Genomic DNA, 25,652 nt, shown 5'->3' with positions numbered 1-25,652 from the left:
CTCGAGCACCTCCGAGGGTCGGCCCTCGGCTTCCGGAACCTCACGAACTACATCGCCCGCTCGCTCCTCGAAGCCGGTGGCTTCAAACCCCAACTACACCCTCGATTGCGATGAGCCACGAAACGGGCTACAGCGCCAGCCGCTCCCGCACGACCCCGGCCAGGGCGTCGGCGTGGGCTCTGGCCGTGTGCTCGTCGGCCGCCTCGACCATGACCCGCACGAGCGCCTCGGTGCCCGAGGGGCGCAGCAGCACCCGGCCGGTGTCGCCGAGTTCGGCGGATGCCGCGGCCACGGCATCCGCGACGCCGGCGTCTTCTTTCACGCGGGCGCGGTCGACGTCGGTGACGTTGACGAGCACCTGCGGGTACACCGTCATGATGCGCGCCAGCTCGGCGAGCGACGTGCGCTGCCGGGCCATCTCGGCCACCAGGTTCAGCCCCGTGAGCAGGCCGTCGCCCGTCGTGGCATGGGCGCTCATGATGACGTGGCCCGACTGCTCGCCGCCGAGCGAGAAGCCGCCCTCCTTCATGCGCTCGAGCACGTAGCGGTCGCCCACGGCCGTCTGCTCGACGTGGATGCCGTGCGCCGCCATCGCCCGGTGCAGTCCGAGGTTGCTCATCACCGTCGCGACGAGGGTGTCGTGCGCGAGCAGGCCGCGGCGCTTCATCGACGCCGCGAGGATCGCCATGATCTGATCGCCGTCGATCGCCCGGCCCTCGGCATCCACCGCCAGGCACCGGTCGGCGTCGCCGTCGTGGGCGATGCCGACATCGGCTCCATGCTCGAGCACGGCGCGGGCGAGCGCGTCGAGGTGGGTCGACCCCACGCCGTCGTTGATGTTGAGCCCGTCGGGATCGGCGCCGACGACGATGACGTTCGCCCCGGCGTCGCGGAACGTCTCGGGAGAGACCCCGGATGCCGCGCCGTTCGCGCAGTCGAGCACGACCGTGAGTCCGTCGAGCCGCTGGTCGAGCGACGCGAGCAGATGGATGACGTAGCGGTCCTCGGCGTCGGCGAACCGGCTGATGCGGCCGACGTCACCCCCGGTGGGCTGCAGCTTGGGGGCGCTCATGGCCGCCTCGATGCGCTGCTCGACGATGTCGGGCAGCTTCACCCCGCCGCGGGAGAAGATCTTGATGCCGTTGTCGGCGGCCGGGTTGTGGGACGCCGAGACCATGACGCCGAAGTCGGCGCCGCGATCGGCGACGAGGAACGCGAGCGCGGGCGTGGGCAGCACGTCGGCGTCGAGCACGTCGACACCGGAGGAGGCCAGGCCAGCCGAGACCGCGGCGGCCAGGAACTGACCCGAGATGCGCGGGTCGCGGGCGACGACGGCGGTGAGCCGGCGTCCCTGCGCCCGGCGCGCCTCGGCGGTACGCCCCTGGCCCAGGACGACGGCGGTCGCCTGGGCCAGGGTGAGCGCCAGATCGGCGGTGAGGGGGCCGTTGGCCAGCCCCCGCACGCCGTCTGTGCCGAACAGCGGCATCGGGTGTTACCCGACGATCAGCGCTTCGAGTACTGCGGAGCCTTGCGGGCCTTCTTGAGGCCCGCCTTCTTGCGCTCCTTGACGCGGGCGTCGCGCGAGAGGAAGCCCGCCTTCTTGAGCGTCGGGCGGTTGTGCTCGGCGTCGATCTCGTTGAGCGAGCGCGCGATGCCCAGGCGCAACGCGCCGGCCTGGCCCGAGGGGCCACCGCCGGAGATGCGCGCGATCACGTCGTACGCGCCTCCGAGGCTGAGCACCGTGAAGGGGTCGTTGATCAGCTGCTGGTGCAGCTTGTTCGGGAAGTAGTCCTCGAGAGTGCGGCCGTTCACCGTGATGGTGCCCGAGCCGGGGACGAGGCGCACGCGGGCGATGGCCTGCTTGCGGCGGCCCACGGCGGCGCCGGGAACGCTCAGCACGGGACGCTCGGTCTCGGTGATCTGCGCGTCGGCCGGGCTCTCGGTCGAGTAGTTCTGAGGAGTTTCGGCGCCGTCTGTGGAACGGATGGAGTCGGAGATGTTCGCCACGAGTGTGTCCTTAATCCTTTGCGGCGCTTACTGGGCGACCTGGTCGAAGGTGTACGGCTGGGGCTGCTGAGCGGCGTGCGGGTGCTCGGCGCCCGCGTACACCTTGAGCTTGGACAGCTGCTGGCGGCCCAGGCTGTTGTGCGGAAGCATCCCGCGGATCGCCTTCTCGACGGCGCGCACGGGGTTCTTCTCGAGCAGCTCTTCGTAGGAGACCGACTTGAGCCCGCCCGGGTAGCCCGAATGGCGGTAGGCCATCTTCTTCTGGAGCTTGTGTCCCGTCAGCGCCACCTTGCCGGCGTTGATGACGATGACGTGGTCGCCCATGTCGAGGTGCGGGGCGAAGGTCGGCTTGTGCTTGCCGCGGAGGAGGACCGCCGCGTGGCTGGCGAGACGGCCGAGCACGACGTCGGTCGCGTCGATGACGACCCAGTCACGCTGGACCTGGCCCGCCTTGGGGGTGAAAGTGCGCGTCACAGTTGTACTGCTTTCTTGATCGAACGGAGATGTTCGTGAATCCCGCTCCGGGGTGCTTCTGAATCGTGATCGAGCAGAAGACGCCAGTGGAGGGCTCACGTTCGCAGGCACCGCGCCACGGGAGCGCAGGCACCAAAGATCAACGATACCCCGGATGGGCGGCATCCGCCACTCGCGCCCGCGCGACCGCCGCCCTCAGGGGGCACCCTCGCCGGGGGCACCACGCCACTCAGCGCGGCTCCCCACCCGGGTATGGCTGCACTTTTCGGCGCGGGCGGCAGGTATTCCTGCCGCCGCGGACGAAAAGTGCAGCCGCAAGCGCCCGAAGTGCAGCCCCGGACGAAAAGTGCAGCCGCACCGCACCCGCCGGAGCGACCAGGCCGGAATCGAACCGCGCGCGCCCGCGCATTAGCATCAACGGGTGACCCCCCGACGATCCCGCCCGGCCCGAACCCGGCGGCCCCGCCGCTTGCGCGCACTCTGGTGGACCCTGGCGGCCGTGGCCGTCGTCGTGATCGCGGTCGTCGCGGCCCGGGCAGCCGTCTCGCTGACCCACGAGATCGCCGCCGAACCTCCGGAGGTGGGTGTGGACGTGATGGTTCCGGCCGAGTCCAAGGCGGCCAAGGCCGCCGCCGAGGGCGACCCCGCGAGCGTGGAGCACGAGGCGGCCGCGTTCCTCGCGCAGCAGCCCGCGGCGTACTGGCTCACGCCCGAGCAGGACCCGATCGGTCAGGTCGGAGACCGGATGCGCACGCTGCTCGACGAGTCCCGTGCGCAGGATGCCGCGGCCTCCATCGTCGTGTACGGACTGCCCGAGCGCGACTGCGGCAACTTCTCGGCCGGCGGACTGTCCCCCGACCAGTACGAGATCTGGGTCGACGAGATCGCCGGAGCAGTGCATGCCGCCCCCGACGTGCAGAAGGTGATCGTGATCGAGCCCGACTCGCTCGCGCTGGCGCCGGAGTGCGGCAACTTCGAACAGCGCGTGCCCGAGCTGCGCATGGTCGTCGACCGGCTCGCCTCGACCAACACCTGGCTGTACCTCGACGGCGGCCACTCGGCGTGGGTGCCCGCCGGCGAGATGGCCGAGCTCATCCGGCAGCTCGATGTGCTCGAGAAGGTGCGCGGCTTCGCCACGAACGTGTCGAACTATCAGACCGACGCTGACGAGTTCACCTATGCCCGCACGCTGTCGGGGCTGCTCGACGGCGCGCACGCCGTGATCGACACGTCGCGCAACGGCGCGGGAACGAACGGCGAGTGGTGCAACCCGTCCGGCCGCCTCATCGGAGCCGCGCCGGGCACGTACGGCGACGACGTGGTCGATACGAACCTGTGGATCAAGCCCCCGGGCGAGAGCGACGGAACGTGCAACGGCGGGCCCGCGGCGGGCGAATGGTGGCCGGATGCCGCCGTCGAGCTGACCCGCGAAGCCCACCCCTGACCGTCGCCCGCCCTCTCCGCCACCGCACCTCGCCGAGGGAGAGGGGCACAACCGGCAGGAGACCGGCGGGGCGCATGTGAATTCTGTGGCAGAATGACGACGATCCTGACCGGGCCGGTTTCCCCAGAACCGTGTCCGCCACCTGCCGGGGCACGGGGGCTGCCATGCCGGACACCGCAACACGCGAGACCGCAGTCATCGTCGAAGACGATCCCGACGTCCGTCATCTCCTCGCCGAGGTGCTCGAGGCCGCCGGGTTCTCCACCGTGTCCGTCGGCAACGGCATCGACGGCATCCGGGCCGTCACGTCCTACCAGCCGCTGATCACGACGCTCGATGTCAACATGCCGGGCATCGACGGCATCGAGGCAGCCCGCCGCATCCGTGCCCAGAGCGACACCTACATCATCATGATCTCCGGACTCGAGGACGAGGCGGACGTGCTGATGGGACTCGGCGCCGGCGCCGACGACTACATCACCAAGCCCTTCCGCCCGAGGGAGTTCCGCGCGCGGATCGACGCGATGCTGCGCCGTCCGCGCGCGACGGGCACCAGCCAGTCGCAGCCTCGGCAGCAGGAGCGCTTCGGCCCCTCCTTCCCGGGCGCCCGACCCGCCGCCCACGGCTGGGTCGCCTCACCACAGCCCGGCTTCGCGCCACCCCCGCAGCCGTACCCCGGCACCCCGGCGTACATGCTCACGCCGGCACCGTCCGAGCATGGCGCGTACGCGCCCGCCATGGTCGCGACCCCCGTGGACCCCTCCCTCATGACGGCGGGCCCCGGCACTGCCCAGACCGCGGATGCCGGCTCCCCCGGCGCCACGCAGCCCACGTCTGCGCAGGGCACCGACCCCGGCTCCGAGGTGCAGCACGCGGAGGAGCCCCAGAACGTCTGGATGGCGCACCGCGACCTGCGGGTGAACCCCGACACGCGCATCGTCATGCTGCGCGACGGCGAGGTCGAGCTGACCCGCACCGAGTTCGAGCTGCTCGCGACCCTGATGGAGTCCAAGCGCCGGGTGCGCAGCAAGGCCGACCTCACGCTGGTGCTGCGCGGCGAGTCCTACGTGACGTCGTACTTCGTCGGCGAGGCCGACAAGCGAGCCGTCGAGGCCCACATGACCAACCTGCGGCGCAAGCTGGGCGACAGCCCGACCACGCCCCGTTACATCGAGACGGTGCGCGGCGTCGGCTACCGGCTCACGGCCGAGACCGAGACCCCCGCCGCCTGAGCGAGCTGCCTGTGCCGTGAGCCGCGGCATCCGTCGCCCCTCATCGGGCATGCCACGGCACGGCGGCAAACCCGGCTGCGCACGGGACGAACGAAAAGGCCGGACGCCCCCGCGTCCGGCCTTTCGATCGGCGGTACCACCGGTTCCCCCCAAGCCTCAGGTAGGAGCTTTTTCCCCGCTCGCTACCGAGTGCCCCGGTGGCCGCCCGTCTCGCGCTCCTTCGTCAGACCTTGTAGCCGTACTGACGGCGGATGAGTTTGAAGAACATCGTGAGCGTCTGCAGCACGGTGACGACCCCCAGGATCGGCCACCCCACGGCGAGGATCGCCGACTGCACGGTCGCTCCGAGCATCGACCAGATCACCGCGATCGCGATCACGACGGCAACGGCGACGAACAGCGGGGTCCAGTGCGCAAACCCGCCGCCCCGTTCGGCCTTGGCCTGCGCCGCCCAGTTGTCGACCTTCTTGCGCGAGAGGAAGCTCGTCCACGCGCGCAGGAAGTGGCTGATCCGCACCCACATGTACAGCTCGGCGGGCACGAAGAGCCCGGCGAAGATCAGGTCGCGCCGGGTGTGGTCCTTCATCGTGCGCGCGATCCGCAGGTTGAGCAGGATCGCGACCACCGGCGGGATGAGCCAGATCGGGGCGAACACGAACGCCCCGATCGACAGCGAGCCGACGAGCAGGAACACGAACGCGACGCGCACGAAGATGTTGACCAGCATGCCGCCGGCCTCGAGCCACCGCAGCCGCAGGTTGGGGTGGAAGGGCTGGCCCTTCGTGTCACCGCGCTGGCCCGGCCACATCAGCTCGACCGCGCCGTAGGTCCACTTGACCTGCTGCGCGTCGAGCGCACGCAGGGTGGTCATGCCGCCGACATCCGCGTGGGCGAACGGGCTGATCTTGGTCAAGTAGCCGGCGCTCTTGATCTGCAGCGACAGCAGCGAGTCCTCGACCTCGGAGTCCCGCACCCATGGCGTGTTCTGGTGGTTCTCCTCCATCACCTGGCGCAGCGCCTTGGTGGCGAAGATCGAGAACTGGCCGCCGAGCACCGCCATGTTGCGGCCGCGCAGCAGGTTCTGCAGGTTGAACGCGGCGAACTGGGTGCGCTGGCCGGCGATCAGAAAGCGGGCGACCGCACCCTTGACGGGCTCGTCGTCGATCGAGTAGATCGCCGAGATGCCCCCGATGCGCGAGTCCGCGAGGATCTCGTTCTCGAGGTACTCCACCGCCTTCGGCTCGGACGTGGTGTCGCCGTCGACGCCGAGCAGGTAATCGTAGCCCTCGACGAGCGAATAGCCGTAGTTGAGGGCACCGACCTTCTTGTCGGGGTTCTTGCCGATGTCGTGGATGAAGATCTCGGTGAACTGCTCGCCGAGCTCGGTCTCGATCTCGTGCGGGCCGGCGAACTTCGCGGCCTCGCGCACGGTGCCGTCCGAGCTGTTGTTGACGACGACGTGGATGACGTCGGGCACACGCGTCTGGTTGAGCAGCGACTCGAGCACCGAGGCGATCGACTCCTCCTCGTTGTACGCGGGGATCACGCAGCCGATCGTCGAGCGCGAGGTCGAGACGGTGTCGAGCACCTCGGCGAAGTCGTCGGGAAAGTGCTGGGCCGGCGCGGGGTACTCGTCCATCTCGCGTCCTCTCGCCGAGACCAGCGCGCCGCCCTCACGGGTGCGGGGGCCCGAGGTGTGGCGAGGCACCGCGTTGTGAGGCGCCGCGTTGCGGGTCGCGGCGTTGCGGGTCGCGGCGCTGTGGGGTGCGGCGACGAACGGCCGGCTGCGGCCCTCGTCGTTTCGCTGCGTCGTCTGCACGCCGTCTTCCCCTTCGGTGTGTGGTGGCGGATGACCCGGTTCGGGCTCCGGGCCATCCGCCTGGGAACGATTCTGGCGAAGCGACCTCAAGCGAGCGCCCGGCGCAGGCGCAGGGATACCTCAAGATTTGCGCAAGATCAGCGCAAGGCGCCTATTCGGGCGGGTAGATGGCGATCGGCACCGTCTGGTAGACGGTCTGCTGCGCGAACGACGAGGAATCGTCGGCCGTGCCCTCGACCGAGACCGTCAGCGCGAACGTGAGGGTGAGGCCGACGGTGTCTTCGGGCAGCTGCTGGATGGCCGTCTCGGGCACGAGCAGCCCTCCCTGGAAGCTGTTGATCAGCAGTCCGCGGCTCGAGCGCAGCGTGTCGGCGGGAACGAGGGTGCGGGGGTCGGCCATGTACTGGAAGGGCTGCGCCGTCTGACCCGAGGTCTGCGACGTCTGCGAGGTGATCGCGATCTGCGACAGGTAGACCCGCCGCTTGTCCTTCAGCACGGCACGATCGCTGACGAGCAGGTCGTTCGCGTTCACAGAGAACCCGAACACCTTCTCGTTCGAGGCGGTCCACTCCTGCGTGCGGCGGGGGTCGACCGCCCAGATGTCGAGCACGATGTCGAGCTCGTCGGCGATGGTGCTGGTGACCGTCACCGATCCGTCGAACGAGAACACGGAGTCGAACTCCATCGCGGCGCTGCCCGAGGGCGTGGGCGTCGAGACGGGGGCGGGCTCGTCTCCCCCGGTCACCGAGTCGATCGCGTCGGTCAGGCCCGCGCATCCGGTGGCGACGAGGGTCGCGGCGAGCACGAGCGAGGCGAAGCCGAGCCGGCGCGCGCGACGAGTGTGGTGGGGGGAGGCCATGGGGAGGGGTCCTCTCGGGGCGTCGCGAGAGCGACGGTTCGGGGAAGATGGCACCGACGGATGCCGCGGGCAGGGCACACGCGCCGCGCGCCGATCGTATCGCACGGTGGCGACTCCTCTAGGCTTTGCGCATGACTGTCGCCTCCTCGCCGGCCCGGGGCGGGGCCCACGAGCGGGTCGGGGCGGATCGCGAGGCGCCTTCGGAGGGTGCGCGCGCGCCGCACCCGCGCACCGCGGAGCTCGGCCTGCCGAGTTCGCGCACCCGGTCGGCGTGGCTGCTGCAGCTGCTGCTGGGACTCGGCGTGCTGGTCATCGTGCTGCTCGTGCTCGCCCTCGATTCGCAGACCATGGCCAGCGCCACCTTCATCGCCGGCCTCGGCGTGATGATCGTGACGACCGCGGTGACGCTCACGGTGCCGTGGCAGAACTTTCCCGCGGGCGCGCTGCTGCCGATCCCCCTGATCGACATCGTCGCGATCGCCCTGCTCTCGCATGAGAACGAGTTCTCGACCCGCCTGCTGTGGGCGCTGCCGATCATATGGGTGGCGTCGTTCTTCCACACCCGCGCGACGATGCTCGCCCTTGCGCTCGTGGCGCTCGGCCTGCTGCTCTCCGCCCCGCACGAGGCGCCGATCGAGATGGGCGTGCTCCGCTTCGGCATCGTCATGCTCGGCTTCAGCATGATCGCGCTCGTCGCGGCGAACACGGGGCGGCAGACTCGCGCGTTCAAGCGCCTGCTGCGGCGGCAGGCGGGGCGCCTGTCCGACAGCCTCGACCGGGTGCGCGCGCACGAGCGGCAGCTCTCGCTCGTGCTCAACTCCGTCAACGTCGGCATCGCCCGCGTGGCATCGTCCGGCGACGTCACGTTCATGAACGACGCGTACCGCGAGCTGTTCGAGCTCGAACCGGACTCACCGACCCTGCCCCCGATCTCGGCACAGTACGCGGGCTTCCGCGGCTCCAGCATCCCGCCGGCCGACGAGCCCCTCAGCCGCGCCTCTCGGGGCGAGTCCTTCTCGGACCTGCGCACATGGCTGTTCGACTCGCAGGGGGACTGGCATGCGCTCTCGACCGACTCGCGCAGGCTGACGTCGCCGAGCGGCGGGGAGGACGGCGGGATCGTGATCGTCCGCGACATCACGGCCCAGCTCTCCGCCGAGCGGGCGAAGGAGAACCTCACGCGCGTGGTCTCGCACGAGCTGCGCAACCCCCTCACCGCGGTGCTCGGCTACGCCGAGATGGGCACCGACCGCCCCGACGCCGACTCCCGCTCCCGTGAGCAGTTCGAGATGATCGAGGGGGCGGCCGAGCGCATGCAGCACATGATCGACGAGCTGCTCGACGGCGCCGCGGCCGAATCGCGCGCGCAGACCGAGGCTCCCCTCGAGCAGACCGATCTGGCCCGCATCGTGCGCGAGTCGGCGACGTCGTTCGACCCCTGGGCGCGGGATGCCGGGGTGCGGGTCGAGGTGAGCGCACCGGCATCCGCGACGGTCGTGGGCGATTCGTTCCAGCTGCGGCAGGTCGTCGACAACCTGCTGAGCAACGCCGTCAAATACAGCCGCCACGACGGCCGGGTGCACGTGCGCGTGGGCGCCTCGGAGGACGGCATCGAACCGGTCGTGCTCGAGGTTGAGGACGAGGGCATCGGCATCGGCGACGACGACCTGGCGCACATCTTCGACCCGTACTTCCGCGCCGATGCCGTGATCGACCACGGCGCGAGCGGCACCGGACTGGGCCTGTCGATCGTGCGGGACCTGGTGCGCCGACACGGTGGGGACGTCACCGTGGATTCGGCTCCGGGGCGGGGCACCACCATGACCGTGCGGCTGCAGCCGGCGACGGGCCCCGCTGCATGATCCCCCTCGAGCAGACGCATGTCGGACTCACCCAGATGGCGGTGACGACCACCTGCGCGGTGCTCGTGATCGGACTCGGCTTCACCTCGCGCCCCTCGCGCGAATACCTGCTGTGGTCGTTCGGCTTTCTGCTCGCGCTGCTGAGCTCCTACGCCACCCTGACGGCGTCGATGACGGGCGACGCCGAGCGCCTACGGGTGTTCGGCCTGGGCCTGCTGCTCGGCGTGCCGGCCCTGTTCTGGTCGGGGCTGCGCGCCCAGCGCACCGTTCGCGCCCACGCGTGGGCGGGGCCGGTGCTCGCGATCGCGCTCGGCACGCTCCTCGCCGCGGCGGCCGAATCCTGGACCTATCCGATCGCCTTCCGCACGGCGTTCCTCGTCGCGGGATGCTTCGCGGGGCTCTGCGCCTACGAGCTCAGCCAGGGCCGCCGGCGGCACTCGCGCTTCGCCACGCCGATGTTCGTCGTCTCGCTCGCGTTCCTCGGCATCGCGATCGTGAGCTTCGTCGCCGGGGTCGTGCTGCTCGTGCTCGGACTGCAGGATGACATGGCCGCCACCCGCGCGCTGAACAGTCTCGGCGTGATCGTCTACACGATGTGCACGACCGTGACGATCCTCACCCTCTCGAACGACCGGCGCTCCGCCGGTGCGATCGTGAGCGACCCGAGGGCGGGCGCCGTGTTCCACACCGTCGCCTCGGATCGGCTCAGCCGCGCCCGTGAGCGCGACGAGCGCGCGTGGTCGCTGGTCGAACTGCGCCTCGACGACATCGACGACGTCCGCGAGGCCGCTGGCGAGGTCGGCTTCCGCGCCATCCAGGCGCGACTGATCGCCGCCTTCGGAGAGGCCTTCCCCGCCGTCACCGACATCGGCGATGTGGGCGACGGCATCCTCCGCGCGCTCGTGCCGGAGTCGCCGTCCGCCGTGCGGCGTCGCCTGCACGGCTTCTTGGACGAGATCTCGCAGACGCGGCGGGATCTTCCCCTGACCGTGCGGCTGACCGCGAGCGCCGGAGTGGCCTCGCCCGCCGAGAACGGATTCGAGCTCGACCCGCTCGCCGCGGCGGCGCACCAGGCTCGGCTGCATGCCGTCTTCGAGGGCGGCAACCGCGTCGGCACGACGCGTCCGCCGCAGCAGGCGCCGGCCGGTGGCGTCGACGTGGGCGCCGCCGACTGAGCCGACGCGGACGCCCGGGGTCAGCGCACGGGGTCAGCGTACGACGGCGGTGGCGGTGGGCAGGTGCGTGAGCACCTCCTGGCTGACCGAGCCGAGCAGAAAGCGCGCGACGGGGCCACGGCCGCGGCTGCCGACCACCACGAGCGTCGCCTTCTTGCCCACGCGGGCGATCTCCGCGGCCGGATACCCGCTGACGACGACCGTGCGGATGTCGAGATCGGGGTAGTCCTGCCGCAGACCGGCGAGGGCGAGCGCCTGCGACTCCTCCGTGAGCGTCTGCATGTTCTTCAGGTAGTCCTCCGGGTACGCCCCCGTGCCGAGCGGCACGACAAGGGGCGTCCACACACTCACCGCGATGAGGGGCTCGCCCAGGCGGTCGGCTTCGGCGGCGGCGAACGCGACGGCGGCCTCCGACAGCTCAGAGCCGTCGACCCCGACCACGATGCCGCTGCGCTCGTCATACGCGACGTCGGGAATGGCGACGACGGGGCAGTGGGCGCCGGCGGCGATGCGGATGCCGCGGTTGCCGCGCACCGGACCGCCCGTTCCGCGGTAATCGCTGCCGATGACGAGCAGTTCTGCGCCCTCGGACGCCGCGATCAGCTGGTCGATCGGATTGCCTCGGCCCACGCGGGTCTCGACCTCGATCCCCGCCTCGGTGGCCCGGGCGGCGTCGTCGGCGAGCATCCTCTCGGTCGCCTCGAGGGCGTGGTGCACCACGTAGCCTTCGCCCACGGCGCCGACGGCCCCGCCGACCACCGAGACCAGCAGCAGCTTCTGGCGGCGCTGCCGGGCCCTCGTGATGGCCCAGTCCAGCGCGCGGCGCGCGGCCGCGGCATCCGTCACTCCCACGACGATCGTGTTGTTCGTCACGTCGCACCTCCCTGTGCTTGTCCCGGCGACGCTCGCCGGCCACCTCGGTTCACCACCACACTAGCGCGGGGGATGCCGCGGAGCCGACGCCTCGGGCCGTGCAAAACCGGGGTCAGCGGTAGTAGGGGTAGGCGGGGTACATGTAGGCCGCGCCCCAGAACGGGTCGTACCCGTAGTAGTCGTAGACGGTGCTGTACGTCGCGCGCTCGCGGATCAGCTTCGGGTCGTAGGAGGGGGCGTCGGCCACGTGCTCGCGGGTCTGGTCGATGCGCACCTCGTCCTCGCCGATGGCGGTGATGGCGTCGACGGGGAGGAAGGTCTTGTCCTGGCCGATGCCGAGGAACCCACCGGAGGCGACCTCGAGCAGGCGCACCTTGCGCTCCTGCTCGTCGACCAGCAGGTCGTCGACCTTGCCGATGTCCTCGCCGTTGCGGTCCTTGACGTGACGGCCCCGGATGTCTTCGTCGGGGTTGGCGACGGTCTCGGCCAGATCGCCGAGCTTGACGAGCATGCCCGTGTCTTCGTTCTGCATGGTGGTGCTCCTTTCGCAGGGTTGCGGTCGCGACGCTAGGGGCAGATGCGATCGCGGGGAACCCCCCTGGACAGATCGCCGCCGGGGGCGTATCGAGGGACGACGAGACGAAAGCAACACCCGATGCGAGGAGGAACGAAATGCCCACCTGCGACACCTGCGGAAACGACTACGACAAGACGTTCACGCTCACCCGCGCCAATCCCAGCGGCGCCGAGACCACCGGCACCTTCGACAGCTTCGAGTGCGCCATCAGCGCGATGGCGCCGGTGTGCACGCACTGCGGATGCCGCATCCTGGGCCACGGCGTCGAGAACGAACAGGGAATCTTCTGCTGCGCGCACTGCGCCCGCCAGTCCGGCGACGCGCAGCTGACCGACCGGGCCTGACGGCGCCTGTCAGGCCAGCAGCGTGCCCGTGGTGGCCAGCGCCACCCACAGCGCGTTGAAGACGGCATGGGTGAGGATGGCGCCCCAGATGCGACCCGTGAGCAGCACAAGCAGCCCGCAGACGAGTCCGACGAGGGCGTAGGCGGCGACGGCGTCCGCGCCGAGCGCACCGCCGAGAGCGTGGGCCACGACGAACAGGCCGGTGGTTGCGAGTAGTGCGACGACGCCCGCGGAGACGGCGCCGAGCGCGCCGCGCAGCGCGGCGAACAGGGCGACGAGCAGCACGCCGCGAAAGAAGAACTCCTCGATCACGGGCGAGATGACGACGGGCGTGAGCAGATCGGCGAACCACCAGGATGCCGGCAGCCCGCCATCGAGCGACGGGTAGGAGGGAAACGGCAGCGGCGCCCCGTTCTCGGCCTCGGCGAGCCACCCCTGCGTCAGGCGCAGCGCGAGTCCGAGCGCCACGCCGTAGAGCAGATCGACCGCGCGAAAGCGCAGTAGCCCACGCGGCCGGGAGCGTGAGAAGGCCAGCACGATGGGCGCCCCCATGCCGATCCACAGCGCCACGGCCGCGGCGGCGCTCGTCACGGCCGCGTCGGGGGCGAAGGAGCGGATCGCCGCGGCCCCCAGCAGTCCGAGGGCGTAGCCGACGAGCGCCCAGCCGAGCAGGTCCCAGCCCCACGGCCGCACGCTCGAGCCGCCCTCGGTCCAGTGCCGTGGCCGGCGTCGGCCGCGGCGGCGGGCGCTCTGCTCCGCACGGGCGGCATCCGGGTCGGCGCTGGCCCGATCCGCGCTGTCCGCGTCGGCGCTGGCCGTGTTGGGCGGGTCGGCGCGCTCGGACGCGGCGCCCTCCGGGTCGGCGCGCGCATCGCGGGTATCGTGGGCCACGGAACCCACGCTACCGGGAGGGCGCATGATCGAGCTGCTCACCGTGTGCACCGGCAACGTCGCCCGTTCGCCCCTCGCCGAGGCGCTGCTGCGCGCGCGGCTGCCGACCGACGGCATCCACATCGCCAGCGCCGGCACGCGCGCCCTCGTCGGCCGCGGCATGACCGACGAGGCGCTCGCCCTCGTCTCCGCGCACGAGGGCGACGTGTCGGGGGCCGAGGCGCACCGCGCGCGACTGGTGACGGAGCGACTGCTGACGGAGCCGCACGTGGTGCTGGCGATGGCGCGCGAGCACCGCCGGCAGGTGGTGGAGCTGGCACCCGCCCGCCTGCGCACGACCTTCACGGTGCGCGAATTCGCCCGCCTGGCCGCCCACGTGCCGGATGCCGCGCTGCGCGAGACGCTGGCCGCCCACGACGATCCGATCGAGCGGCTGCGGCAGGCGCTCATGCTCGTGACGGCCGCCCGCGGCATCGCCCCTCCGCCGACCGAGCCGGAGGACGACGACGTGGTCGACCCGTTCCGGCGGTCGGAGCGCACCTACGCCCGCGCGGCCGCACAGCTCGTGCCCGCCGTGGACGTGGTGGCGCGGGTGCTGCGGGTCGTGATGGAACCGTCGCCGTGACGGACCCCGCGGGCGACGCACCCCCGGGCGTCGTGCGGGACGGTTCGCGCGCCGCCACGACGGCGGCGTGGGCGGAGCGCCGCCAGATTCCCCTCTACCTCGTCGCGATCGCGGCCGGCGCGGGGGTGGGCGCCCTGGTGCCGGCGGTCGCTGCCCCCCTCGAGGCGGCGATCACGCCGGTGCTCGGGCTGCTGCTGTACGCGACGTTCCTCGGAGTGCCCTTCACCCGCATCCGCCGCGCCTTCGCGGACGGGCGCTTTCTGCTCACGGTTCTCGTGCTCAACTTCGTCGTCGCCCCGATCGTGGTGTTCGCCCTGTCGCGGCTCGTGGCCTTCGACGACGCACTGCTTCTGGGCGTGCTGTTCGTGCTGCTGACGCCGTGCGTCGACTACGTGATCGTGTTCACGGGCCTCGCCGGCGGCGACCGCGAGCGCCTGCTGGCCGCGACGCCGCTGCTCATGATCGCGCAGATCGCGCTGCTGCCGGTGTATCTGTGGCTCACGGCCGGGCCCGCGGCCGTCGCGTCGATCGACCCGCATCCGTTCGTCGAGGCGTTCCTGCTGCTGATCGTGGTGCCCCTGGCGCTGGCGAGCCTGACGCAGGCGCTCGCGCCGCGGCTTCGTGCGGCCCGTGCGGTGATGGCCGGTGCCGTGGCGGCGATGGTGCCCCTGATGATGCTGACCCTCGCGGTGGTCGTGGGATCGCAGATCCACGCCGTCGGCGCGGCCATCGCGGGCCTGGTGTGGGCGATCCCCCTGTTCGTCGTGTTCGCCGCCGTGATGGCCCCGATCGGGGCCCTCGTCGCCCGGGTCGCGCGCCTGGACCCGCCCCGGCGCCGCGCCGTGGTCTTCAGCGGCGTCACCCGCAACTCGCTCGTCGTGCTGCCGCTCGCCCTCGCACTGCCGCCCGCGTTCGCGCTCACGCCCCTCGTGATCGTGACGCAGACGCTCGTCGAGCTGGTGGCGATGGTCGCGATGGTCGCCCTCGTGCCGCGATGGATGCGGGAGCGCTCGCCGAACCGGTGACGCACGCGGCGCGAGCTACGTGAGGACAGTCTCATGTCAAGGGTGCCCTGATCCTCCACCGGCGTGCGACCATGGGAACTCGGGTGGGACCGACGACGCTCCCGAACACGACGCTGGGGAGCACACGTGGGGAACGATTCTGGGCAGGGACGCGCGCCGGCGGCGCGACCCGCACTCGCGCTCGTCGCGAGCCAGGTGATCGGGCAGCTCGCGCTCGCCGCGGTCATCCCCGTACTCACGCGGGCGTACCCGCCCGCCGAGCTGGGCGTGTACCAGATCGCCTTCGCGATCGCCTTCATCGTGCTGCCCGTGGCGACGCTGCGCTTGGAGTACGTCGTGCCGACGACGCACTCCCCCGCGCTGGTCACTCGGCGCCTGCGCCTGGGTCTCGGAACGGCGACGGCCCTCGGCGCGGCCGCGCTGCTGGGCGGGCTGATCGCCGGCGCGACGGGCGCGGGGGATGCCGCCGGCATCCTCGTCATGAGCGGCCTGCTCATCCCGGCGCTCGGCCTTCCCCTGCTCGACGGCGCGCGGCTGATCCGGCGCGGCGCGCGGCGCGCCCTCGCGGTGCGCAACCTCGTCGGCGGCGTGGCGGGGGCGTCGCTGCAGGCGGTGTTCGCCCTCACCGGCGGCGATGTGCTGCTGCTGCCGGTGGCGCTGCTCGTCGGCCGACTGATCGGCATCCTCGCGTCGCGGTTCGTCACGGATGCGGCGGCGCCGGGCCCCGCCGCCGATGCCGAGGAGCGCGACGAGAGGTACACCCTGGCGCGGGCCGCGCCGACGATCGGTGCGGGCGTGCTGGCCGGGGCGACCATCCAGGGCCTCACGGTGATCGCGGGGGCCACCCTCGGGACCGGTGCCGCGGGGCAGGCGGGCGTGGCCCAGCGCATCGCGTCGGCGCCGATCGCGCTCGCCGGGCAGGCACTGACGCAGACCACGCAGCTGGAGTTCAGCCGCATCATCCGCGACCGGCGCCCCGAGCTCGCGCGCTCGCTCGCGGCCCACGTGCGGGTGTTCCTCCTCGCCGGCGCCGCCGTGGGTCTCGCGCTGGCCGTCGGCGGGCCGCTGCTCGCGGGGCCGGTGCTGGGCGAGCAGTGGGCGCCCGCCGGCATCCTGATCGCCATGCTCGCCCTGCCGGCCGCGCTGCAGGTCGCCGTGTCGCCCACCGACTTTCTCTTCGTCATGCTGCGCCGCGAGCGGATGCTGCTCGCTCTGCAGGGCGCGCGCGCCGGGCTGACGTGGTCGGCAGGGCTCATCGCGGCGGCGCTCACCGGCGACCTGGCCGTGATCACGCTGTGCTTCTCGGTCGCGTGGGCCGCGTCGTACGCCGGCTCGCTGATCTTCGTCACGCGCGCGGCGCGCCGCTTCGACCGGCAGCACGCGCCGGCGGGAGCGGCGGGACGGATGCCGGCGGCCACCCGCTCGCGATGAGGTCTGCGGCGGCGTGGGTCAGCCGGTGCCGGCAGACTCGCGGCGGGCGCGACGGCCCAGCGCGATGCCGGGGCGGGCGCGCCAGTGCCGGGCGACGTACTCGACCGCCTCGTCGACAGCGAAGGAGCGCGTGGAGTTGCCCACGCGCACCCACAGCTCGGTCGACGAGCCGTCTTTGGACTGGGTGAGGAAGACCGGCTTGGCCGCCGCCGGGCAGACGATGGCGCACAGCACGGCGCCGTTGGGCGCGGTGGCGAACCGCACGGTCGGCTGGGCGGCGGCGTTGCGGCCGAGCAGGGTCGAGAACATGTCGCGCAGCCACAGCTCGTAGCGGTCGACGTCGGGCACGCGCAGCGTCGCCAGGTCGCGGTCGAGCCCGATCGCCTCGCCCGCGTCGTCGGCGCCGATCAGCAGGGTGCCGCCGCCGCTGTTCATGAACGCGGCCACGGTCTTGGCGATCACGAGCTCCATGCGGGTGTCGCGCTGCTGGGTGCGCACGTTCCAGCGGGCGGTCTCCTTGAACTCGACCCGGTCGGATTCCCCCGCCGCCAGCAGCTTCGCGACGTCGACGTCGGCCGGATCGCGCCGCACCGCGACGGCGAGGGCCGCCACGACGAACGACAGCCCGATGCTGCACCCGAACGCGAGCAGCAGGGTCGTCGGCATCCACAGGCGCAGGCCCGCGATGAACCAGCCCGCGACGAAGAGCCCGACGCTGGTGCCGCCGATCGAGACGAGCGTCATCGCCGGCAGCGACAGCGACAGCCTCCGCCCGAACAGGGCGCGGATCGCGAGCGCGATCAGGTACGACGCGAGCAGCACGATCGGAACCGCGACGGCGAACTCGACCAGGATCAGGTTCTGGGGCATGCGGGGGCTCTCCGGGGGGGTCGGCGTGGGCCTTCGGGCGCGCGGGGGGTCCCTCATGTATATCGCGGGGCGCGGTTCCCCGCGCTGCGCCGCAGGAGGACTCTCGCGCCACGCGAGTGCCTCCGCCGCGAAATCGTCCTCGTCTCGCGCGATAGTCCTCGCGCCGCGCTGCTGCGTGGCCGCGACAGAACGCGGGGCGTGGCTACCGCAGCGCCGCCTCCCAATCGACCTCGACCATGTCGGGATGCGTGCGCGAGATGCGTGCCGGCAGGGTCGTGCCGATCACGGGCCAGTACCTGCGACTGTCGAACACGACGGCGGTCTGCACGGTGCGGGCGGGCAGGTCGGGGGCTTCGGCCACCACCTCGAGCGCGCACTCCTGGTAGCGCGATCGCCCGCGCCGCTCGGACGCGTTCGCGATCCACACCGTGCCGCGCGCGGCATCCGCCATCGGCTCCCGCGTGATGCGCGCCAGCTGCTCGGCCGCCTCTTCCGCCCATTCCTCCATGCCGGTGAGCCTATCGGCGCAGTGCGGGCCCGCTCGCGTCCATGGCCGCACCTCACCGCACGGGTCGCCACCAGACGTCGCCTGAATGCCCCCAAGACGACATCCCCTGGCGACCGGATGCCGTGCTCAGCGCTCGCGCGTGGACGCCGAGCGACGGGTGTGCAGCACGGCCGCCACGCCGGCGGCGACCAGCAGGCCCGCCAGGCCGGCCCCGAGCGCCGGCACGGTCGAACCGCTCGCAGCAAGTGCTCCCGAGCCTGCCCCGGATGCCGCCGACGACGGCGACACGGACGGCGTCGGCGCCGGCGCCGGTCCGGGAGCAAGACGCCCCACGAAGGCGACCGGGTCGACGAGTCCGGCCCCCGCGGTCTCGGCGGCGCTCGCTCCGCGCCACGGCGACGACAGGGGCTGCGCAGAGGCCGTGAGCGCCGCGACGAGATCGGTGAGCTCGGTCTGGGGCGCGGTCTGCAGGCCGAGCGCCAGCACCGCGCCGACCACCGGCGTCGCGGCCGAGGTGCCGTAGTACATCCACGTGCCGTCGACGTCTTCGCCGAAGAACGTGGTGGGGATGCCGTCGAGGCCCGTCACCGTCGGCCCCACCCGCACCTCGGGCTCGGCCAGCCGCGCGGGCACCACGCCGGCCGGCGCGGGCGCGTAGTACCGCACCTGCGGTCCTGTGGAGCTGAACGACTCCAGCTGTGTCGGGTCGGCAAGCGGAGCGGCCGCGACCGTCACCGCCGACGGATTGGCCGCGCGACCGATGAGTGTGGGACCGACCGTGTCGGTCGCTGTCGAGGTGAAGTACTCCGCGGCCTGCACCGGTCGCGGCACCGAGTTGTCCCAGAACGCGAAGCGCACGGCGAGCGGCTCGGTCAGCGCCGGGCCCTCGCGCGCGATCACGAGGTACCGGTCGATCGGCTGTTCGTCGGGCAGCCCGCCGAAGACCTCCCCGAGGGCGACGGGCAGGTCTTCGACCAGGAGCATGTTCTCGACGACGTCGGTGACGGCGCCGTCATCATCGAGGAAGAATCCGGTCAGCTGTGATTCGACGGCGTAGGGCGGATCGCTCCACTGCAGCACCGCTCGCGTCTGCAGATCCATTCCCGGCTCGCCATACAGCCGGTATCCCGAGGTGGGGTCCTCGTCCGCACCGGGGTCGAAATCGAGGCACTCCACGGTGGCGGGTGCCATCGCGGCGTCGACGGCGGGCGGGCAGGCCGCCGCGCGGAACTCGGTCGTCTGCCAACTGGCGATCAGCGCGTCGTCGCTGGCCTGCGGCACGCCGTCGATCGAGGACGCCCCCACGAAATTGAGGTTGCCGGCGGCGACGGTGTACACGATGCCGGCATCCACCGCCCGCTCGGCGGCGGCCGCAGCAAGGCCCGGGGAATATGCCGTGTCGGTGATGAGCAGGATGTCGTCGACGATGATGTCCACGTCGGCGGCGATCATGTCGTCGATCGCGGCGGCCATCGAGGCGTCCTCCGATGCCCCGCCGTGGGCCTCGGCGCTGGATGCCGTCGTGAACACCAGGTCGGCAGCGGGAGCGATGGCGTGCACGATCTGCAGCATCGCCCGTCCCTCGTCGTCACTGGGCGCGTCGTCGTGCAGCACCCGCACCGGCTGCTCCCATCCGCAGGGGTTGGCAGCTCCGGGCAGCGCCCCCGACGCGACGTCGTCGGCCGCGCTCGTCGCGGCCGGGCTGTCGGCGTTGTCGTACGAGGTCGAGATGACTCCGATCGTGAGGCCTTCGCCCGTCAGGCCGTCGTCGTGCAGCGCACCGATATCGAGGGCATCGACGACAGCGGAGGCCGGCGCCGGCGCGCACGCGGCGACCGCCGCCTGCGGAACCCCCGTCAGCCCGAGCCCTCCGACGATCCCCGCCGTCACAACCGTCACTCCGATACGCATCCGTTTCACACGCCCAGGGTAGCGACAGCCGGGCGAACCGCCAGCGGCATCCACCGGTCGCCAAGAGACGTCGCCTGAACGTCTCCGAGACGACACTTTCTGGCGACCGGATGCCGGGGCCCAAGCGCAGCGGCGGCGGCGAAACGCCACCGCACACGAACCGGGGCGACCGCCCGCGTGATGCGAACGGCCGCCCCGGCCTTTCTTGGGGGGCGCTCAGGCGGCGCCCGGTGCGCTACGCCGTCCGGCGTCGCACCATCGCCAGCGCCGTGCCGATGAGGAGCAGCAGGCCGCCCATCACCGCCAGTCCGCCGTGGTCGCCCTCGGAGCCGGTGACGGGCAGCGACCCGCCCCCGTTCCCGGACGCCTCGTAGGTGAACGCGTCATCGAGCGTCGCCGACCCGCAGGTCCCCGCGCCGACGACCGTGATCGACACGGTCCCCGCGACCCCGGCGGGGCTCTCGGCCCAGATCCGGTTGTCACCGAAGACCTCGAACGACCGTGCCGGGGTGTCGCCGAACAGCACCTGCTCGGCATCCGCGAAGCACTGCCCGTCGATCGTCACCGTGGTGCCGCCCGAGGTCGGTCCCGAGTCGGGCTCGACCTCGTCGATGTCGGCGAGCGCGTAGTAGACGAAAACACCGGGCTCACTGTCGCCGTCGGGGCTCGTCACCACCACGTCGGCCGCGCCCGGCTCATGCGCGGGCGTAGTCACCGTGATCTGCGTGTCGCTGTCGACCGCGAAGTCCGTGCCGGCCTCGCCGTCGAACGTCACGCCGGTCGCGTCGGTGAAGCCCTCACCGGTGATGGTGACGACCGTGCCGCCGTCCTCGGGGCCCTCATCCGGGTCGAGCGACTCCACGCTTGGCACGTCGAGGAACTCGAAGTCGCCCGCGTCGACGTCTCCGCCCGGATGCTGCACCGTCACCTCGACGACACCCGGCGCCTGCGCGGCGGTCGTCGCCTCGATCTCGGTGTCGCTCACGACGGTGAACTCCGCCGCCGACTCACCGCCGAACTCGACGTCCGTCGTGCCGGTGAAGCCGTCGCCGGTGATCGTCACCTCGGTGCCGCCGGTCTCGGGGCCCTGGGTGGGCTCGAGATCGGTGACCACGGGCGGCGCGACGAACTCGAACCCGTCGGGCTCGGTCGCCTCGCCGCAGTCCCCGGCGCCTTCGACGGTGACGTCGACGACTCCGGTTCCGGCGGGGGTGACCGCCTCGATCTCGGTGTCGCTGATGACCTCGAACGACGTGGCCGGCACACCGCCGAACAGCACATCCGTCGCGTCGGCGAAGCAGTCACCGAGGATCGTGACGGTCGTGCCGCCCGCCTCGGGGCCGGCATCCGGGTCGACATCGGTGATCTCGGCCACGTCGAAGTACTCGAAGTCGTACCCCGCCGAGTCCCCGATGTCGTTCGTGACGATCACATCGACCAGCCCGGGCTCGTTCGCCGGGGTGACCGCCTCGATCTCGGTGTCGCTGATGACCTCGAACTCCGTCGCGTCGTCGCCGCCGAACGTCACGGACTCGGTGTCAGTGAAGTTCACGCCGGTGATCGTGACAGTCGTGCCGCCCGTCTCCGGACCGCGGTCCGGATCGATGTCGCTGAGCACGGGAGCGCCGGGCTCGACGTAGGTGTAGCCGTCCGGAACCGTCTCGTCGCCGCAGAGCGTCGGGTTGACGATCGTCACGTCGACGAGCCCCGCGGTGCCGGCCGGAGTGGTGACCGTCAGCTCGGTGTCGCTGACCACCGTCAGGTCGGTGCCCGCCACGCCGTCGAAGAGCACGTCGGTGGCGTCGGTGAAGCAGGTGCCGATGATGGTCACCGTCGTGCCGCCCTCGGTGCTGCCGGAGTCGGGATCGATCTCATCGACCTGCGTGACGTCGTAGTAGTCGAACTCCAGCGAGTCGTTCGAGCCATCGGTGTTCGTGACCGTGACATCCACCAGTCCGGGCTCGTCCTGCGGCGGCGAGGTCGTCGAGATAGACCCGTCGGGGTTGATCTCGAAGTCGTCCACGGGCACGTCGCCGAACTCGATGTCGGTGACGTCGTCGAGGTTGGTGCCGGTGATCGTCACCGGCGTGCCACCCGTCACGGGGCCTTCGGTCGGCTCCATCGCCAGATCGCTCGGCAGGGCCAGGTCGACCGCCCGCACCGTGGCGGAGGCGAGGTCCAGCGCGATCGCGCCGCCGGCCAGGCCGGGCGCGATGACGATGCCGACCGCGCGCTGCGTGAAGGACCCGGCATCCAGACCCGCGGGGTCACGGAAGTCGCCGGGGTTCTCCTGCACGTTGACCGTGATCTCGACGACGTCGTTGATCACCGCGAGCAGCGGGTCGACGGCGGTCACCGTCTCGGTGGCCGCCGTGGTGATGGCGCTCTCGAGAGCCGCCAAGCCGAGCGCGCCATCGATGACGTCGCCGACATCCGGCGCGATCTCCCCGACCGCGTAGTCCGTGACGGGGTCGAGTGCCATGCCGAGGTCGAGCCCGGCCACCTCGGTGCCGTCGAGCGAGACGGTCGGCTCCGACGTGCCCGGGTTGCCGAGCAGGCCGCCGAGGGTTCCCTCGATGGCGATCGCCAGGGTTCCCACCGGCTCGTCGTCGAGGTTGACGCCCACGGCGATGTCGATCTCGATCGTCGTGGTGTCCAGCACCTCGGTGATCGCGTCGTCGAGGGCGTCCGGCAGCTGGTTGGTGAGGATGTCGCTGATCGCGGCGTCGACGTTGGCGTTCAGCGTCGTGTCGGTGAACAGCACGGTGTTCTCATCGAGGTCGTTGAGCGCGTAGAGCTGGTCGAGGTCGATCAGAACGGTGCCGGTGGAGAAGTCGATCGTGACGGGCCCCGAGACGAACGGCGAGGCGGCGACGGAATCGATCGCGGCGCCCAGGTCGAGGTCGAGCTGGGTCTCGACGACGGCAGGATCGAACGTGACGAGGTCACCCGGGAGCAGAGCTTCCAGGATGCCGTCGAGCCCGTCCACGAGCCCCGCGACCGTGGTGTCGATGGGGCCGCCGTCGTCGGCGAGCGCGTTGACGTCCGCGCTGGCGACGTCGAGCAGCGTCCCGAGGTCGGTGACGAGGTCGGTCAGAACCGGGGAATCGGCCGTGACGAGTCCGCTGGCCACCTGGTAGTCGCTCGTGATCGCGACGTCGTCGCTGGAGCGCGTCGCCTCGGCCTGAGCCGCGAGCGCACCCAGCTCGACCGACAGGTCGCTGAGCAGCCCCGTCGCGCCGACGTCGTCGAGCACGGGCGCGAGGTCGAGGGTGGTGTTCTCGGCCGGGTCGCCGCTGCCGGCCTGGATCGCGCCGTTGGCGCCGATCAGGCCCGACGAGCCGAAGGCGCCGGCCGCGTCGCTCTGCGCGTACTGGCCGACCGCGCCGAGTTCGAGCACGTCGTTTCCGCCGAACAGCTGCACGCCCAGGCCGAGGTCGATGAGGCCGAGGGCCGACACGTCGATCGGCGCGTCGACCTCGGCGTCGGGCGGGAACGCCGCGTAGGCGCCCTCGAGCGCCACGATCTCATCGAGAGCCCCGCCCGTGAGGAACACACCTTCACCTTCGGCGCGGTCATCCTCCGCCGCGTGGGCCACGCCTCCGGCTGACGCCATGACGAGCCCTGCGGTGACGCCCACCGCGATCGGCGCCCGCCAGCTGTTTCTCGGGCGTGATCGCCGGGCTTTTCGGTTCTCGGTCGATGTTGTGTGTCTGCCCGAAAGCAGGCCGAATCGCAGCACTGTGCCCTCCCCGCATCATGCTGTGCGGCGGCTCACCCTCCCGGTCACCGCCTCGTAGCTGGGAACCTAATGAGAAACCGGCCGGGCCGCTGAGGGATTGACTCGCCGCAGCAATATATGGGAACGTTCGCCCTGCCGGCGTCCGGTCCGCCTCAGGACCCGGCTCGCGCCCGCACAGTGCTGCACCAGCCCGATCAGGCCCCGGACACGTCGCGCAGCGCGGAACCGTCGCCATATGCCGAAGCGGGGATGACGCTCAGCTTGCCGTTGGTCTCGAGCACGATCGCCCGGATGTCGCGGAGGTCGCCCGCCCCGGTGCCGCGCACGGCCTGCGCGATCTCGGCATCCGTGAGCCGGGCGCGGCGAAGCGCCTCGCGCTGGACCTCGCCGTCGCGAAGCAGCAGGACAGGTCGCGAGGTGACGGCGCCGCGCACGCGCGGCCAGCGCGACGAGGTCCATGCGACGACGAACTGCAGCACGGCGATCAGCGCGAAGGCGACCGCGCCCTCGCTCCACGACACATCGGCGCTGAGCAGGATCGTGGCCAGCGTCGAACCCAGCGCCACCGTGACCACGAAGTCGTAGGCGTTCAGCTGCGCCAGGGTGCGCTTGCCGGAGACGCGCAGCACCACGACGAGCGTGACGTATGCCGCCGCACCCACGGCGACGATGCGCAGCAGGTCGGACCAGGAATCGAACCACATGTCACCCATCCTCTCCTCTCGCTTTGCTGCCACGTCAACCCACTGGACCCGCGGGTCGCCACGAAACATCGCCTGACCGCGCTCGAGACGACATTTCTCGGCGACCGGATGCTGCCGCGCTCCGCCCGCGCGCTACGCTCGGGCCGTGCCCCAGATCCCCGCGAGCCAGACCCCCGCGAGGCCCGGCTCCTCGGATCCCGGCCCGGCACCCATCGCCCCCGGTGCCCTCACGCAGTTCTCCCTGCTCGCGGCGCTCATGGCCGGGACCTATGCCTCCGGCATCCGCGCCGCTCACGCCCGGGAACTCGGCGACTTCGGCATCGGATGCGTCGACCGCCTCGGCGGCGAGGTCGTCATGCTCGACGGCGTCGTCTACGAGTGCAACGCCGGCGGGGTCGCCACGCCGATGCCCGACGACGAGCTGCTGCCCTTCGCCGATGCCTGCGATCTGCCCCACGACCTGGTGGCCCGCCCGGTGCGAGGCCTCGGCCTCCACGCCCTCACCGAGACGGTCGAGGCGGCACTCGCGAGTCGCAACCTGTTCCACGCCGTGCGGGTCGACGGGCTCTTCTCGTCGCTGCGCGTGCGCACGACGGCCCGGCAGGCGCTGCCCTTGCCCACCCTCGAGGAGGTCGCGGAGCACCAGGTCGAGACCTCGCTGGTGGGTGCCGAGGGCACCCTCGTCGGGTTCTGGTCACCCGCGCTGTACCAGGGCGTCGCGGTCGCGGGCCTGCACCTGCACTTCCTCTCGGCCGACCGCAGCACGGGCGGGCACGTGCTCGACGCCACGGTCGCCGACGCCGACCTGCGCCTGGCCGCCTACGCTCGCTTCGCTCTGCAGCTGCCGACCGACGCGGCGTTCCTCGCGACCGAGCTGACCCACCCCGACGACGCCGCGGTCACCGAGGTGGAGGGCGGCGGCTGAGGCGCACTGCGCGCGGGTCGTTTCGTCTCCTCGCTGCGCTCGTCGCTCAACGCCCGATCCCGCCCACCCGGCCGTTGAGCGAACGAAGCGAGACGAAACGCCCCCGCATCGAGCGTCGGAGATGTGCCCGGCGTCGGATGGCATGCCGCCCCGGCATCCGACGCCCGCCGCATCTCCGACCCCGGGCCCGGCCGTCGAGCGAGCGCACCCGGCCGTTGAGCGCGCGCAGCAAGACGAAACGCCCCCGCAGCACGGTTTCGTCTCCTCGCTGCGCTCGTCGCTCAACCTGGATCCACCGATAGGTGTGCGAAGGGTTGCGGCGCGTTAAAGAGAGAATGCCTTTCCGATCAGGGA

22 protein-coding genes are annotated in these 25,652 nt (G+C 71.6%); 9 read left to right on the top strand and 13 right to left on the bottom strand.

Going from position 1 to position 25,652, the window contains the following annotated elements; translation table 11 throughout:
* Positions 1-127: 127 nt before the first annotated feature.
* The 3 genes from glmM to rplM are packed head-to-tail and all read right to left on the bottom strand — an operon-like array spanning position 128 to position 2,481.
* A complete protein-coding gene (gene glmM, locus M4I32_RS14490) occupies positions 128-1,486 on the bottom strand; it encodes a phosphoglucosamine mutase (protein ID WP_319035191.1) in 1,359 nt (452 codons plus the stop codon).
* A 17-nt stretch (positions 1,487-1,503) separates the two neighbouring features.
* Positions 1,504-2,007, bottom strand: a complete 504-nt coding sequence (gene rpsI, locus M4I32_RS14485; RefSeq protein ID WP_319035190.1) for a 30S ribosomal protein S9 — start codon at positions 2,005-2,007, stop codon at positions 1,504-1,506.
* 27 nt (positions 2,008-2,034) lie between these two features.
* Positions 2,035-2,481, bottom strand: coding sequence for a 50S ribosomal protein L13 (rplM, locus tag M4I32_RS14480; protein WP_319035189.1), 447 nt, complete (start codon positions 2,479-2,481; stop codon positions 2,035-2,037).
* A 421-nt stretch (positions 2,482-2,902) separates the two neighbouring features.
* Here rplM and M4I32_RS14475 point away from each other — a divergent pair, with 421 nt between their 5' ends.
* Positions 2,903-3,925, top strand: coding sequence for a glycoside hydrolase family 6 protein (locus M4I32_RS14475; protein ID WP_319035188.1), 1,023 nt, complete (start codon positions 2,903-2,905; stop codon positions 3,923-3,925).
* Positions 3,926-4,089: 164 nt separating this feature from the next.
* Complete coding sequence (locus M4I32_RS14470; protein ID WP_319035187.1) at positions 4,090-5,157, top strand: response regulator transcription factor; 1,068 nt, start codon at positions 4,090-4,092, stop codon at positions 5,155-5,157.
* Between the two features lie 223 nt (positions 5,158-5,380).
* On the opposite strand, the gene M4I32_RS14465 is transcribed toward M4I32_RS14470, so the two are convergent.
* Both M4I32_RS14465 and M4I32_RS14460 read right to left on the bottom strand, forming a co-directional pair.
* Complete coding sequence (locus M4I32_RS14465) at positions 5,381-6,976, bottom strand: glycosyltransferase family 2 protein (RefSeq protein WP_413466836.1); 1,596 nt, start codon at positions 6,974-6,976, stop codon at positions 5,381-5,383.
* 151 nt (positions 6,977-7,127) lie between these two features.
* Complete coding sequence (locus tag M4I32_RS14460) at positions 7,128-7,835, bottom strand: fructose 1,6-bisphosphatase (RefSeq protein WP_319035186.1); 708 nt, start codon at positions 7,833-7,835, stop codon at positions 7,128-7,130.
* 131 nt (positions 7,836-7,966) lie between these two features.
* Here M4I32_RS14460 and M4I32_RS14455 point away from each other — a divergent pair, with 131 nt between their 5' ends.
* Together M4I32_RS14455 and M4I32_RS14450 are read left to right on the top strand one after the other, a co-directional pair.
* Complete coding sequence (locus tag M4I32_RS14455; RefSeq protein ID WP_319035185.1) at positions 7,967-9,697, top strand: sensor histidine kinase; 1,731 nt, start codon at positions 7,967-7,969, stop codon at positions 9,695-9,697.
* Positions 9,694-10,872: a hypothetical protein gene (locus M4I32_RS14450; protein WP_319035184.1), complete on the top strand. Its 1,179-nt coding sequence runs from the start codon at positions 9,694-9,696 to the stop codon at positions 10,870-10,872. The genes M4I32_RS14455 and M4I32_RS14450 overlap by 4 nt, the downstream gene beginning before the upstream one ends.
* Before the next feature lie 33 nt (positions 10,873-10,905).
* On the opposite strand, the gene M4I32_RS14445 is transcribed toward M4I32_RS14450, so the two are convergent.
* Both M4I32_RS14445 and M4I32_RS14440 read right to left on the bottom strand, forming a co-directional pair.
* Entirely contained in the window at positions 10,906-11,745 is an 840-nt protein-coding gene (locus tag M4I32_RS14445) for a universal stress protein (protein ID WP_319035183.1), read from the bottom strand.
* 112 nt (positions 11,746-11,857) lie between these two features.
* The gene (locus tag M4I32_RS14440) at positions 11,858-12,277 is read right to left on the bottom strand and encodes a PRC-barrel domain-containing protein (RefSeq protein ID WP_319035182.1); all 420 of its coding nucleotides are present in this window, start codon (positions 12,275-12,277) and stop codon (positions 11,858-11,860) included.
* 140 nt (positions 12,278-12,417) lie between these two features.
* Between M4I32_RS14440 and M4I32_RS14435 the strand changes: the two genes are divergently transcribed.
* The gene (locus M4I32_RS14435; protein WP_319035181.1) at positions 12,418-12,666 is read left to right on the top strand and encodes a hypothetical protein; all 249 of its coding nucleotides are present in this window, start codon (positions 12,418-12,420) and stop codon (positions 12,664-12,666) included.
* 9 nt (positions 12,667-12,675) lie between these two features.
* Here M4I32_RS14435 and M4I32_RS14430 read toward each other — a convergent pair whose 3' ends face one another.
* Positions 12,676-13,557: a type II CAAX endopeptidase family protein gene (locus tag M4I32_RS14430; RefSeq protein WP_319035180.1), complete on the bottom strand. Its 882-nt coding sequence runs from the start codon at positions 13,555-13,557 to the stop codon at positions 12,676-12,678.
* A 25-nt stretch (positions 13,558-13,582) separates the two neighbouring features.
* On the opposite strand from M4I32_RS14430, the gene M4I32_RS14425 reads away from it, so the two are divergent.
* The 3 genes from M4I32_RS14425 (at position 13,583) to M4I32_RS14415 (ending at position 16,638) form a co-directional block, all read left to right on the top strand.
* Positions 13,583-14,182 (top strand): low molecular weight phosphatase family protein, encoded by a 600-nt coding sequence (locus M4I32_RS14425; protein WP_319035179.1) that lies wholly within the window; start codon positions 13,583-13,585, stop codon positions 14,180-14,182.
* 32 nt (positions 14,183-14,214) lie between these two features.
* Complete coding sequence (locus M4I32_RS14420; RefSeq protein ID WP_319035193.1) at positions 14,215-15,207, top strand: arsenic resistance protein; 993 nt, start codon at positions 14,215-14,217, stop codon at positions 15,205-15,207.
* 126 nt (positions 15,208-15,333) lie between these two features.
* Positions 15,334-16,638 (top strand): lipopolysaccharide biosynthesis protein, encoded by a 1,305-nt coding sequence (locus tag M4I32_RS14415; RefSeq protein WP_319035178.1) that lies wholly within the window; start codon positions 15,334-15,336, stop codon positions 16,636-16,638.
* 18 nt (positions 16,639-16,656) lie between these two features.
* Here M4I32_RS14415 and M4I32_RS14410 read toward each other — a convergent pair whose 3' ends face one another.
* From M4I32_RS14410 to M4I32_RS14390, 5 genes are all read right to left on the bottom strand, one after another.
* Positions 16,657-17,508, bottom strand: a complete 852-nt coding sequence (locus tag M4I32_RS14410) for an ATP-binding protein (protein ID WP_319035177.1) — start codon at positions 17,506-17,508, stop codon at positions 16,657-16,659.
* A gap of 202 nt (positions 17,509-17,710) precedes the next feature.
* Positions 17,711-18,016 carry a hypothetical protein gene (locus M4I32_RS14405; protein ID WP_319035176.1) on the bottom strand — a complete coding sequence of 102 codons (306 nt, stop codon included), beginning with the start codon at positions 18,014-18,016 and terminating at the stop codon, positions 17,711-17,713.
* Between the two features lie 126 nt (positions 18,017-18,142).
* A complete protein-coding gene (locus M4I32_RS14400) occupies positions 18,143-19,927 on the bottom strand; it encodes a S8 family serine peptidase (protein WP_319035192.1) in 1,785 nt (594 codons plus the stop codon).
* Positions 19,928-20,162: 235 nt separating this feature from the next.
* Positions 20,163-23,543 carry an IPT/TIG domain-containing protein gene (locus tag M4I32_RS14395; RefSeq protein WP_319035175.1) on the bottom strand — a complete coding sequence of 1,127 codons (3,381 nt, stop codon included), beginning with the start codon at positions 23,541-23,543 and terminating at the stop codon, positions 20,163-20,165.
* A 320-nt stretch (positions 23,544-23,863) separates the two neighbouring features.
* Positions 23,864-24,373 carry a DUF421 domain-containing protein gene (locus tag M4I32_RS14390; protein WP_319035174.1) on the bottom strand — a complete coding sequence of 170 codons (510 nt, stop codon included), beginning with the start codon at positions 24,371-24,373 and terminating at the stop codon, positions 23,864-23,866.
* 145 nt (positions 24,374-24,518) lie between these two features.
* On the opposite strand from M4I32_RS14390, the gene budA reads away from it, so the two are divergent.
* Positions 24,519-25,298, top strand: coding sequence for an acetolactate decarboxylase (gene budA, locus M4I32_RS14385; protein ID WP_319035173.1), 780 nt, complete (start codon positions 24,519-24,521; stop codon positions 25,296-25,298).
* The last annotated feature ends 354 nt before the right edge of the window (positions 25,299-25,652 follow it).

Origin of the sequence: Microbacterium sp. LRZ72, assembly GCF_033792225.1 — a bacterium.
In the GTDB taxonomy this organism is placed as follows: Bacteria; Actinomycetota; Actinomycetes; order Actinomycetales; family Microbacteriaceae; genus Microbacterium.
The sequence above is the reverse complement of the archived record's forward strand: the minus strand, read 5'-3'. Positions and strand labels throughout refer to the sequence as shown.